Source organism: Candidatus Dojkabacteria bacterium, assembly GCA_016927995.1.
Classification (GTDB): Bacteria; Patescibacteriota; Dojkabacteria; order JAFGLO01; family JAFGLO01; genus JAFGLO01.
The window spans coordinates 53,063-65,598 of the sequence record JAFGLO010000015.1; the positions used below are offsets into that span (position 1 = coordinate 53,063).

Genomic DNA, 12,536 nt, shown 5'->3' on the forward strand with positions numbered 1-12,536 from the left:
TCCTTAAAGTAGTAAAACAGTACTAACTATTATATAATGAGCACATGGCAAAACGTGGACGACCGCCCAAAAATAGGGAATTAACAATTAAAAGCGATGAAACCAGAGTCTTCTTTGCACTTATGCTTTTGGGATTGGGACTTTTACTTCTAAGTAGTTCATTTTTATCGGGTGAATTTTTTAATCAGATTTCTAAGGCAATTGGTGATAGTACCTATGTGCTGGGAATCTTTTTTATGGCGTTGTCTCTTAGATTGTTCGGTTATAATAATTGGTTTTCGGGTACTCAAACGCTAATCGGTTTTTTCTCGGTGTGGGCAGTGTCACTTCCGTTTCTTCACTTTCTTCTTCCTATTGATAAGGGTGCTGAACTTGCCGACGAGGGTCGAGGTGGCGGTATTTTGGGTTACGCTATTCACAAAACCTTATATAATTGGTTCGATCTCGAGGGTGAGTTTATTATTCTTGTAATTATTGGACTTATTGCAATAAGTGTTACCACCGGAATTTCTATAAGAGTACTTCAGAAGTTGGTAGAAAAAATTTTTACCGTAGGTGGAAAATCAGTTTCCAAGGTTACCGAAACAGTTGGTAATAGTATAACTCAAATCAAAGAATCCACGCCCGCTTTTGGTGATGATTATGTTCAAGAAGTTGGAAAATTAGGAGAGCTTTACGATAAACAGGAAACAAGAGCTGAAATCGGCTCGAAGGTGGATACAAAAACTGAACAAACCGGCACACAGCCGAAACCTAAATCTTCGGATGATAGCAGGTTTTTGTACCCAGATTGGGAGTATCCGCCAATTTCTTTACTTGACCCTGTTCCCCCGAAGTCAGATCCAAGTGAAAGAAATGAAGCCCAAGCCGAAGTTATCGAAAAGACTTTACGTAGCTTTGGAATATCATCAGAAGTAGTCGACATAAATTATGGGCCCACGGTTGTTCAATATGCTTTAAAAATCTCTGTAGGAATTAAAGTTAATAAAATTAGCAATTTAAGCAAGGACTTGGCACTTGCACTGGCTGCGCCTTCGGGACAGGTAAGAATAGAGACACCAATACCCGGAACATCTTTTATAGGAATTGAGGTTCCGCACGAAAAACCTGATATTGTATCACTTCGTGAATTAATGAGTCTTCCTGACATGAAGGAAGATAGATTTGCGCTGCCGCTCCCATTTGGAAAAAATGTTAGCGGGTTAAGTATTGTTCGTGATCTTACTAAAATGCCGCATATGTTAATTGCAGGTGCAACCGGTTCCGGAAAATCAATCTCAATAAATGGTTTTATAATGGGACTAATAATGACCTTAAGTCCCGATCAGTTAAGGCTCATTTTGGTTGATCCCAAAACCGTTGAATTTGCTCCGTATGCAGATATTCCTCACCTTATGGTGCCTGTTGTAACCGACGTTAATAAGGTTGTAAGTGCCTTGACTTGGGCGGTTGAGGAAATGCAATGTAGATATGCACAGTTACGTGAGGCAGGAACCAGGAATATTGCCCAGTATAATGAGAAAAAAGGTTACACGTCCATGCCGTATATAGTAGTAATTATCGATGAAATGGCCGATCTTATGTTATCAACGGGAATCGATATTGAACACAAGATTGTACGACTTGCACAGATGGCACGTGCCGTAGGTATTCACTTGTTGCTTGCCACGCAAAGACCTTCAGTAAATGTAATAACGGGGCTTATTAAAGCCAATGTTCCTGCCCGCATAGGTATGACGGTTGCTACGAGTATTGATTCCCGGGTAATATTGGATACAGTTGGTGCGGAAACTCTTCTTGGTAACGGTGATATGTTGTTTAAAGCCCCTGATGTTGCAAACGCAGTTAGAATTCAGGGAGTATACACCAAAAATCAGGAGATAGAACGTGTAGTCGAATTTCTGAAAAAACAGGGTGAACCCGTATATAACGAGGCAATTCTTGAAGCAAATACCGCCGGTTTAACAGATATTGATTCCGATGGAGGTTCCCCCGAAACCTGGGTAAATGATTCCGTGTTTCTTGATGCAATAAAGGTTGTGGCTTCTGCTCAGCAAGGATCTGCCTCATATATCCAACGTAAGCTACGTATTGGATATAACCGTGCTGCTCGATACATCGACCAGATGGAAGAAGTCGGTGTAGTCGGTCCACGTGACGGAAGTAAGCCCCGTGAGGTTTTGATTACTAATGCAGATGAATTCATTGAGAGGCTTAAACATGGACCAGGTTGATTTCGGATTGATAACCCCGGGAAAACTTCTTAGGGATGCACGAATAGCCAAGGGTATTTCTGTAGATGAGGTTGCAAATGCAATCAAAGTTAGAAAGGACTATGTAATTGCCCTGGAAGCCAATAAATTTGATACTTTTGACTCTCCCGTTTATGCAAAGGGATTTCTAAAATTATACTCCAGCTATCTTTCTGTACCGACCGAGAAAGTTATTGCACTATATCGACGATTTACAGACGAAGACGTTGCAACGGAAATAAAACCTAAGCCCGATGGGATTCCACTGCCCAAAATAGTTATTACACCATCAACAATTGCCGTTTTGGCAGTTGTTTTGGTAATTGGATTTATCATTACCTACTTGGTAATCCAGTTTGCCACGTTTCAAAAGCCTCCCAAACTTGAACTTGTATGGCCTGCCAGTGAGCGAACCGAGGTAAATTCAGAAGTTGTAACGATAACCGGCTATACGGTGTTATCGGCAAATGTTTACGTAAATGATGAAAGTGTTACTGTCTCAAATGATGGCTATTTTTCGGCTACTGTAAAACTTAACCGGGGTGATAATCAAATCGTCATAAAGGCCACAAACGATGATAATATTGGCAAGAGTAATACACTTTCTGTGTACATAAGATACATACCCGTTGAATCACAAGATGTGAACGAAACTGATGTGACCGAAGAAATCATTCCCGATTCATTTCAAGCCAAATTGCAAATTGATGGAGGTGACGCATGGATTGTATTTTCGGTTGACGGAGAAAATAAATATACTCAAACACTTCAGTCGGGTTTCGACGAAAGCTTTACGGTATTCCAGAATCTTTCAATTACTTCGGGTCGTGGACAGTTTACCAAGCTGTATATAAATGGTGAACTAACTCCACTTACCCAGAATAACCAAGGTATTGTAGGGTTGGGGTGTAGGCTTGTGAGTGGCGAAGTCGTTTGCAATTAGCCATTTTAGCCATTAGTGCCTTGGATTTAATGCAGAAGCAAAACACATTCCGACTATATTTTTCCCGTGTATCGGCTTTGCTGCTTCCATCATTGTTGCACCCGTTGTGATTACGTCATCAAAGAGAATAATATTTTGCGGGAGTTTTCTGTCGAAGGAAATCAAATCGAATGCAGCTTTTACGTTTTTTTCTCGTTGTGACGATTTTTGTCTTGCCTGGGGATTTGTATGTCTAATCCGCTTTAGAATTTTAATTAGTGGGATTTTAAGGCGAATGGATATAGCCTTTGCCAACAGTTCCGACTGATTATATCCACGCCAGTTTTGGCGTTTCTTTGCCAAGGGGACGGCTGTTATACAAGAATTTTTGGGGAGCCTGAAGTATGATAACCTTTGAATAATTAGCTCGACTATAAAGTTTGTGAGTCTATAGCCGCCTTTGTATTTGAACGCACTTAGGATTTTGGCAGTACACCGGTTGTATCTATAGGGCGTAATAATTTGTGAGATATTTGTTTGAGTTTGACACTGCTTATGGGTGAACCCGCTAAAGCTTCCTCTTTTACAAACAATACAAAGTTGCGAGAAATCCGATAGCATGGAAGTACATGCCTTACAAAGATAGGGTCCGGGAATTCCACAGTTTAAGCAAAATGTAGGAAATAAATATGAAAGCAAGTCCATAAAATATTTTAATAAAACTCTCAAACAACTGCTAGAACTAAATCTGGCAAAATGCAAGAATGCTGACAGATTATTTTAGGAAAGTGATCCGAAAGTGCCTGTTTACCTAAAGATGCTGATCCACGATTTTTTTAATCTCTGCTTTGGGTCTTGCTCCTACAATTGTCTCCACAACCTTACCGTCTTTAAAAAGAATAAGTGCAGGAATGCTCATAATGTTGAACTTTGCAGCCGAAGTTCTATTCTCATCAACATTAAGCTTGCCAATGGTTACCTTTTCTGCATAATCTGTTGAAAGCCCTTCGATAATGGGGGTCATCATTAGGCAGGGTCCGCACCAAGTTGCCCAAAAATCTACAAGTACTAGCCCCTGTGATTTTTCGACGTCGGTTTCGAAATTAGCATCGTTAAATTGGACTACTGTCATTTTTCTATAGACTAAATTAGCTATCAGAATATTAATACCCTTTTAAGGTAAGGTCAATTGGTGGCGAGTTAACGTGACTTGGATATAGGTGATGTTTTATATAATCAAATAATGTATAATTTACCAAGATTATTTAAGGATTTTTCGAATGATGCTTCTTGATGGAAAAGCTCTTTCAAAAAAAATAACTCAGGATCTAAAAATCAAGACTGAAAATATTGATCCAAAGCCCAAAATGGCCGTTATTCTTGTAGGTGATGATTATGCCAGTAAGCTTTATGTAAAAATGAAAAAGAGACGAGCCGAAAAGATTGGAATGATCTGTGACGTTATAAGGTATGACGATATAACAACGGCCGAGTTAATATCCAAAATAAATCTTTTAAATAAAGACGATACAGTTGATGGAATTATGCTTCAATTACCACTTCCCGAAGGGTTTGATAAAGAAAAAATTTTAAACAGCATAGACTATACAAAGGATATCGATGGATTAACTGCCACATCACTCGGGCTTGTTGCTCAAGGCAAACCGTATTTTGTTCCTGCAACATCGCTTGCAGTAATCAGGCTTCTTGATGAGTATAAAGTTGATATTGTCGGAAAGGATGTTGTAATAATAGGTGCAAGTAGCTTAATAGGTATTCCGCTTGGACTTTTGCTTAGATATAGAGGTGGTACGGTAACACTTTGTCATTCACGTACACAAGGACTAGACGAAGTGGCTCGTACTGCCGACATATTAATCTCTGCCACGGGTAAACCACATTTGGTGAACAGTGAATTCGTAAAGAAGGGCGCAGTAGTAATTGATGTCGGTATTGAACAGGACCCTGAGACTGGAGCAATTGTGGGAGATGTCGATACCGGTTCAATAAAAGACATTGCCAGTGCCGTTTCGCCTGTTCCTGGAGGAGTTGGTCCGCTTACTATAGCAATGCTTCTTAGTAATTTAATGGACGCAGTAACTCAAGATCCATTATAACTCAACTTATAAAACAAAATAGAATCAATTAATGTATTAATAAAATGAATGAGCCAATTGGTAAAGTCGATCCGGTAGTTGCCAAGCTTATTGAGTCCGAATCCAAGCGTCAAGAGGAAGGGCTTGAACTTATTCCTTCCGAAAATTATGTTTCGAGAGCAGTACTTTCCGCACTTGGATCAGTGTTTACTAATAAATACTCCGAAGGATATCCTAAGCGTAGGTATTATGGCGGACAAAAATATACCGACCTTCTTGAAACAGAAGTAATAAACCGAGCCAAGACTTTATTTCACTGTGATCATGCAAACGTTCAACCTTTGTCCGGTGCTCCCGCAAACACTGCGGCTTATTTTGCGTGGTGTAATCCTGGTGACACAATAATGGCAATGGATCTTACACATGGTGGACATTTAACGCACGGACATCCCGTTACCCACTTATCAAGATTGTTCAAATTCGTTAGATATAAAATAAAAGATATTGAAACCGGCGAAATTGATTATGATCACCTAAGGGATACAGCGCTTATGGAGCGGCCCAAAATTATTCTTGCCGGGTACACCTCGTACCCACGAAACTATAATTATAAAATAATGGCCGATATCGCAAACGAGGTTGGGGCTGTTGCAATGGCTGATATTGCTCACATTGCCGGGCTTATTGCAGCGGGTGTAATTGACAATCCATTCGATTTTGGGTTTCACATGGTTACGACTACAACGCATAAAACTTTACGTGGACCTCGTGCCGGCTTGATTCTTACTAGGGGAAAGGTTGGTAATCCACTTGCCAAAGTTAAACGGACAATTGAAAATTTGCCAACACTTGTTGACAGATCAGTTTTTCCGGGGCTTCAGGGTGGGCCGCATATGAATGCTATTGCGGCAATCGGTGTTGCACTGAAAGAAGCGTCAACAAAAGACTTCAAGGTGTACGCAGAACAGGTGATTAAAAATGCAAAGGTCCTGTCAACCGAACTTATGTCACTTGGATGTAAACTTGTTACAAACGGAACCGATAATCACTTAATGGTAATTGATTGCGTGAAATCTTTTGAAGTAGATGGCAAAATCGTCGAGGATGTACTTTCCAAAGTTGGTTTAAACCTTAACAAAAACGTTGTTCCGGATGATCCTTTACCTCCATATAAGCCAAGCGGAGTCAGACTTGGCACTCCGGCAATGACAACTCGCGGACTTAAAGAATTCGAAATGAAAGAAGTTGCAGAATTAATTGTAGAGTCAATAAATTCACGCAAGAACGAGACAAAGCTTAAGGCAATAAAAGAGGAGGTGACTGCACTTTGTAAAAGGTTTCCTGTATACTAGAAAAGACTATTGTGTTACGGAATTCATGTGCTATAATAACAATAGCTGTAACTGAATTTAAATAAATAAAAATGCTTGATATCGATAAAATAATAATGCAAGCTGCGCCTGGTACATCTTCCGCATCGGGGGTATCAACTCCCTCGGGTGTTCCACAAACACTTGCCGAGCTTGTTCAACGTGCATTGACTCCCATTTTTGCAGTTGCGGGGGTTGTACTTTTGGGGCTTTTTATTTACGGTGGATATACCTGGCTTATGAGTGCAGGTGATCCAGGTAAACTTAAAGAAGCTCAGGGAATTATTGTTAACGCTATTATCGGTATTGCAATTGTAATGAGTGCGGCACTTTTAACTAGAGTTGTGGGGCATCTTTTGGGTTATGAAGGTATGGGTATATTTTAAGTTTATTTAATGCTTCTTGTAATGGATAATTTATCAAAGGTTATCAGTACAATAGGGAAAATTACTGTTGACCAAGGAATTACGGATCCCAACGAATTTGTTAGAAAAGCAATAACAATCGCTGTTTCCGTAGCAGGTATAGTAGCTTTGGTTTACGTGGTTTTAGGTGGGTATAAATTTTTGATTTCTTCGGGTGATTCAAATAAATACCAGGAGGCTATTCAAACAATAATGTATGCTGTAGTTGGGCTTGTTGTTGTTGCAATGAGTGGGCTTGTTATAAATTATGTCGGAAAAGTTTTAGGCTTAAAGAATCTCTTTGATTTAAGCTCTCTTCTAAACTAACTCTAGAAAACATAGAGTATTCATGATACAATACAGACTGATTTTAAATTCTTGTTATGTTTAATGGCAAACTTATACGCAGCAAAAAGAGCAATTCGCACAATTAAAAGACGATCCCGTCGGAATCAGGTTTGGAGAAATAAAATAACGTCAGTTGTTAAGGGATTTAAGAAATCCGGCAAAGTAAACGGGGAAGATTTAAAAACTGCATACAAGACCCTTGATAAGGCTGCAAAAAATAACGTTATCCATAAGAATAAAGCAGCAAGGTTAAAATCAAGACTTGCAAAGGCTTCTGCCGATGTTAAGTCAAAGCCTAGTAAATCCAATAAAGCATAAGTTTTAATTAAGTATACATTTTGGATCCTACGGTTACTCCCACAGTTGTTCCTGTTTCAGAAATCGGACAGGTATCCTCAGTTCGTCCCGTTGAATTCGTTGATCTCGACCAACAGTTCAAACCAGAAGGTCCTGTAGTGTTTGACCAAGAAGCTCCACAGGCCAAAGCTATTAAAGCAGAACTTGATCAGCTTAAACAACCATCTCCGGATATAGTGGAACCAATTAAGGACAATCGCCAAACGGATCAAGGAGTTCAGGCAATGGCCCAGACGGATCCAAACACACCGGCAGGAGCTCAACCGGTTGTTAGTCCGGCCCAACAAATCTTTGAAGCTGCAATAAAAAATGCTCCTGGGTATCAGTTGTCAGATAATGTCATAAGCGCTGCCGATAGGTTCGCACAAGGTCCGGCTCAAGAGGCTGCAACAGCGGCGGGTCTTAAGGCAGGGTCAATTTGGCTTCGCACCCTCAAGCTTGCCGCCTAAGTCCCATTTGCCAGTCATTTCCCTTTAGTATAAAATCAATCATTAGTTTAATACTCTGCCCGTGGAGTTTTTATATACAATCGCACAGTACGTAAAACCTGTTCCATACAATGATTCTACAAATGATTCCGTTACTACTGCAGCTTCAGCTCTTGATTGGAGCGCTATAATAATTTTTCTTGCCTTGTTTGTTTTTATCTGTGTACTTGTCGTTGTTGCAATATTAATCTTTGCAAAGAATCAAAGGGAGGAAGATAGAGAGGACAAGTCCCTCGATAGTGTACTTTATCGAGTAAGAATTGCTCAAAGCAACGAAATTGAAATAGGGGTTGCCGAGCAGTTTTTCTCGAACCTCTACAGTATTGGTAAAAAACAAAAGTTTTGGGAGCGGCTTTTAAAGGTAAATCCATCAATAAGTCTTGAAATAGTATCGCTTCCGATTGGAATAGATTTTTATATCTATACACCCAGAAAATTTGCAAAACACGTGGAAAACCAAATTTTGGCAACATACCAAGTTGCTGAAGTAGAGGAAATATTCGATCACAATATATTTAAAGAGGGTAAACGTGTAGCTGCCGTAGAACTTGTTTTGTCCGATGAGCCACATCAACCAATCAAAGTACATGAGGACTTTAAAGGAGACCCGCTTTCCGGTATTTTAAGTGGACTAACCAAAATTCAAGAAGGAGACGGAGCTTGTCTTCAGATAACAATATCTCCGGCAGATTCTTCTTGGCAGAAGTCGGGGACCAAATTCATCCAAAAGATTAATTCCAATAATGCCGATCCGGAAAAATCAAGAATAGAAGAGAGTCAGGAAAAGCTCCAGGCAATCGAAAAGAAATGTACTAAAAATGGTTTTTATACTGCAATCCGAATAGTTGCAACTGCTGATACCGACGATCTGGCAGAAGCCAGAGTAAATGGTATTGCATCTGCGTTCGATCAGTTTTCAAATCCGGGCATTAACTCCTTTAAAAAGAGAACACCCAAGGGAGCTGAACTAAAGCAATTTATGACCGACTTTATCTATAGAAAAAGTCCAATAGGAAAGAAGAACATACTTAATGTAGCTGAACTTGCTACAATTTTTCACCTTCCGAACAAGGAAATACAGACACCTTTGTTAAACTGGTTAGGATTTAGAAAGGCTCCACCCGACCCACGAATTCCTGCAGAAGGTTTGTGGCTGGGTACTTCAGTATATCGTGGCGAGCGTAGACCAGTTGCAATACGTCCGGAAGACCGTAGGCGACACATGTATATAATTGGTAAAACCGGAGTAGGAAAGTCATGGTTTTTGCAAAACCTTGTTATGCAAGATATCTATGCCGGACATGGAGTTGCGTTTCTCGATCCTCACGGTGATACGGTTGAATGGTTACTTAAGAGAATTCCGGCTGATCGGGCCGAAGATGTTATTTATTTTAATGCAGCCGATCATGAACGTCCGGTAGGGTTTAACATAATGGAGTATTACAACGAGAGTGATAAGCACTTGGTTGTTAACTCTTTCCTCGGACTTATGTATAAAATGTTTGACCCAAATAACCAGGGTATTGTAGGCCCAATCTTCGAGAGAGCCGTTCGAAATGTAATGCTTACCGCAATGTCCGAACCGGGTTCAACGTTGGTTGAGGTTGTGCGTATTCTTACCGATGAAGAATGGGTTAAATCATATTGGCTTCCAAAGGTAAAAGATGATCTGGTAAGACGTTATTGGACCGATCAAATGTCCCAAACCGATAAATTCCATAAATCCGAAGCGCTTGGCTATCTTGTTTCAAAGTTTGACCGTTTCGTTACAAATGAGCTTATGCGTCATATAATCGGACAATCAAAGTCGGGATTTGATTTTAGGGATGTTATGGATAATAAAAAGATTCTCTTGGTAAATCTATCGAAAGGTTTAATAGGTGAAGAAAATGCCGAATTTCTGGGACTTTTAATGATTCCTAGGCTTTTGCGTGCCGCCATGAGTAGAGCCGATATAGACGAAGAGCAGCGCCAAGATTTTTATCTTTATGTTGATGAATTCCAAAACTTTGCAACGGATAGCTTCGAACAAATATTATCCGAGGCCCGTAAATATCGACTTAACCTTATTGTTGCAAACCAGTATATTCAGCAGATCGACGAAAAAATCCGCGACGCAATATTTGGAAACATTGGTAGTATTGTAAGCTTTAAAGTTGGTACTGACGATGCCGAGTATTTGCAAAAGGTATTTGAACCCGTGTTTAACTCACAAGATCTTATTGGTATTGAGGCAATTAACGCCTATGCAAGGATTCTTGTTAATAATGAATGGCCACCTGCATTTTCAATGTCTACTTGGTATGATTCCGGAAAATGGGTTTCAAATCCCAAGGTTCGTGATTTGGCTGTTCAGCTTTCGCGAGTTCGATATGGTGCCGATGTTAATGCAGTTCGTGAAGATATTTCAAGGAGAGCTCATCTTGCCGTTGAAAATGCTCCTCCGGCAACGGGTGGAATTCCTGGTCTACCAACGTTCTAATATGTTACTATCTAAAATCAGTTTGCGTATACATTCATGAGCTCCGAATATAAGCTTAACCCTGCAGAGGAGAAAATGTATACTAAAGTTTATAAGAGTTACCGAGAGGAGATATTTCGCTTTGTTTATAGCCGGATTCATTCCAGGGAGATAGCAACCGATATTGCAAGCAAAGTTTTTGTTAAGCTTTTCACAAAATTTAGGACAATTCGTCATGAAACCGTTCGAGCTTGGCTTTATCAGGTCGCCCGTAACGAAATGATCGACTACTTTAGAGCTCGAAAGCAAACAGTCTCTTTGGAGGAGGAATTTTTTGAGGATGTATCAAGTGGTGATGATGCCGCAGGTAAAGTGGAAAAAGAAATTCAAAGCGACAAACTTAAAAAGATAATGGGCAAACTTTTGCCCAAATCCCGAGAAATCGTAACGCTTAGGGTATATGAAGAGTTAAGCTTTAAAGAGATTTCCGATGTCATGAATATTACTGAAGGATCTGCCAAAATGATGTATTATAGAGCAATAGATAAATTATCCGAACTTCTAAATGGAGGAAAAGCAGACATATAAACTAACATTTGGCGAAATCTTCAAAATAGTAAAGATTTGGTTGTTTTTGACAATTATTACTACTGTTTTGATCTCCTTGATGCTTGTTATATTTAAGTTAGGGGTAACTGTCTCAAAAGAAAATATTGCCTGCGTGGGCGATATTGTAAAAGGTAATTCCCCTGCCGACTATACAAGTTATTACGAGCTTAACGGGTTTGTTTATCCATTAACCTCAGTAGTAAATAAGGGTGAGCATAAATTTATTGCCGGTTGTGGAGAAGCTAATGGGCTCTTACGCTCAGGTGCATTTTTAGTTTTAGTAAATGTTCCGGCATGGCTTTTCGTTTCCGTAATTGTTACTTTCCCTGTTGCAGTAACACTTTATCTGATCGAATTAGTAACTCGTGGCACATTCGTTGAGAAAATCATTGGCTTCCTTGGAAAAGTTAAGCGATTTGCTGGATCAGTCGTTAGAAATGTCTTAAATATAAAGCTTCCGGTGTGGATCTCTTTGGTTGCAGTTATTGTTATTGCCGGTGGCTTATTTATTGCATACAGTAGCAAAGTTCAATCCAGGTTTAAAGATATATTCGGAAGTTTCCTTGGTACTAGTGAGGAAGTAGATACACTTAAAGAACAGATATCCGATTTAGAAACTGAGGTAGGAGAGAAGGGAAAATCCGTTGATGATCTAGAGGAAACAATAGAAGAACTTGAAACTCAGCTTGATAAACTTAAAGCGGGTGAGAGTACAAAAGCAAAAATTTGTGTTACAGGACTTGATAACAGAGCAAAGTGTACTGGTGCAGAGAATATACTTCATCCTTATTCCAGTTCAGGCTTTGATTACAATGACTGGCAAACCATTAATGCTAGCGATATAAACGCAACTTTTAAGTTTCCCAACGGGGAGTATTCTACTGATTCGCCTTCCAGCACGGAAACATATTACCAGTTAATGGTCGGAACCGATAGACAGTATCTAATTTCTAGGTTTAGTGATGTAACGGATTTTGATGGATTTATAAACGAATTTGTAAACGTGAATGATCCTAATTCCCAAACAGAGTATTCATATATGGTTCGAGATGGTCAGTTTATAATAACGGTTATAAACGAAGATTCTGAGGGCACATTATGTATTTCGTTTTTCTTTTCAGGATCTAATGCATATATGTTAGCGTATGGATATTATGGTGATGCAGAACCAGATTATACAGAGTTTTTAATGTTGCTTGATAGTTTTGAAATTGTTACTAATTAATCTA

At 39.5% G+C, this 12,536-nt stretch carries 13 protein-coding genes; 11 read left to right on the plus strand and 2 right to left on the minus strand.

All coding sequences use genetic code 11. The features are described 5' to 3' along the window. The first annotated feature begins 44 nt into the window (after window positions 1–44). Window positions 45–2,234, plus strand: a complete 2,190-nt coding sequence (locus tag JW962_03700) for a DNA translocase FtsK 4TM domain-containing protein (protein MBN1374407.1) — start codon at window positions 45–47, stop codon at window positions 2,232–2,234. After that, window positions 2,197–3,195, plus strand: coding sequence for a helix-turn-helix domain-containing protein (locus JW962_03705; GenBank protein ID MBN1374408.1), 999 nt, complete (start codon window positions 2,197–2,199; stop codon window positions 3,193–3,195). The genes JW962_03700 and JW962_03705 overlap by 38 nt, the downstream gene beginning before the upstream one ends. 12 nt (window positions 3,196–3,207) lie before the next feature. Here JW962_03705 and JW962_03710 read toward each other — a convergent pair whose 3' ends face one another. After that, a complete protein-coding gene (locus tag JW962_03710; protein MBN1374409.1) occupies window positions 3,208–3,537 on the minus strand; it encodes a ComF family protein in 330 nt (109 codons plus the stop codon). Between the two features lie 448 nt (window positions 3,538–3,985). Continuing rightward, a complete protein-coding gene (gene trxA, locus JW962_03715; protein MBN1374410.1) occupies window positions 3,986–4,306 on the minus strand; it encodes a thioredoxin in 321 nt (106 codons plus the stop codon). Window positions 4,307–4,454: 148 nt separating this feature from the next. On the opposite strand from trxA, the gene JW962_03720 reads away from it, so the two are divergent. The 9 genes from JW962_03720 to JW962_03760 all read left to right on the plus strand — a co-directional run bounded on the left by JW962_03720 (window position 4,455) and on the right by JW962_03760 (window position 12,532). Next, a complete protein-coding gene (locus tag JW962_03720) occupies window positions 4,455–5,291 on the plus strand; it encodes a bifunctional 5,10-methylenetetrahydrofolate dehydrogenase/5,10-methenyltetrahydrofolate cyclohydrolase (GenBank protein ID MBN1374411.1) in 837 nt (278 codons plus the stop codon). Window positions 5,292–5,335: 44 nt separating this feature from the next. Further along, complete coding sequence (locus JW962_03725; GenBank protein MBN1374412.1) at window positions 5,336–6,622, plus strand: serine hydroxymethyltransferase; 1,287 nt, start codon at window positions 5,336–5,338, stop codon at window positions 6,620–6,622. Between the two features lie 71 nt (window positions 6,623–6,693). After that, window positions 6,694–7,026 carry a hypothetical protein gene (locus tag JW962_03730; protein ID MBN1374413.1) on the plus strand — a complete coding sequence of 111 codons (333 nt, stop codon included), beginning with the start codon at window positions 6,694–6,696 and terminating at the stop codon, window positions 7,024–7,026. A 21-nt stretch (window positions 7,027–7,047) separates the two neighbouring features. Beyond that, the gene (locus JW962_03735) at window positions 7,048–7,371 is read left to right on the plus strand and encodes a hypothetical protein (protein ID MBN1374414.1); all 324 of its coding nucleotides are present in this window, start codon (window positions 7,048–7,050) and stop codon (window positions 7,369–7,371) included. 63 nt (window positions 7,372–7,434) lie between these two features. After that, the gene (locus tag JW962_03740) at window positions 7,435–7,710 is read left to right on the plus strand and encodes a 30S ribosomal protein S20 (protein MBN1374415.1); all 276 of its coding nucleotides are present in this window, start codon (window positions 7,435–7,437) and stop codon (window positions 7,708–7,710) included. Window positions 7,711–7,730: 20 nt separating this feature from the next. Continuing rightward, the gene (locus tag JW962_03745) at window positions 7,731–8,198 is read left to right on the plus strand and encodes a hypothetical protein (GenBank protein MBN1374416.1); all 468 of its coding nucleotides are present in this window, start codon (window positions 7,731–7,733) and stop codon (window positions 8,196–8,198) included. Between the two features lie 61 nt (window positions 8,199–8,259). After that, on the plus strand, window positions 8,260–10,719 hold the full coding sequence (locus JW962_03750) for a DUF87 domain-containing protein (protein ID MBN1374417.1): 2,460 nt from the start codon (window positions 8,260–8,262) through the stop codon (window positions 10,717–10,719). 36 nt (window positions 10,720–10,755) lie between these two features. Further along, window positions 10,756–11,286: a sigma-70 family RNA polymerase sigma factor gene (locus JW962_03755; protein MBN1374418.1), complete on the plus strand. Its 531-nt coding sequence runs from the start codon at window positions 10,756–10,758 to the stop codon at window positions 11,284–11,286. Beyond that, window positions 11,264–12,532 (plus strand): hypothetical protein, encoded by a 1,269-nt coding sequence (locus tag JW962_03760; protein ID MBN1374419.1) that lies wholly within the window; start codon window positions 11,264–11,266, stop codon window positions 12,530–12,532. Before JW962_03755 ends, JW962_03760 begins: the two co-directional genes overlap by 23 nt. Window positions 12,533–12,536 lie beyond the last annotated feature (4 nt).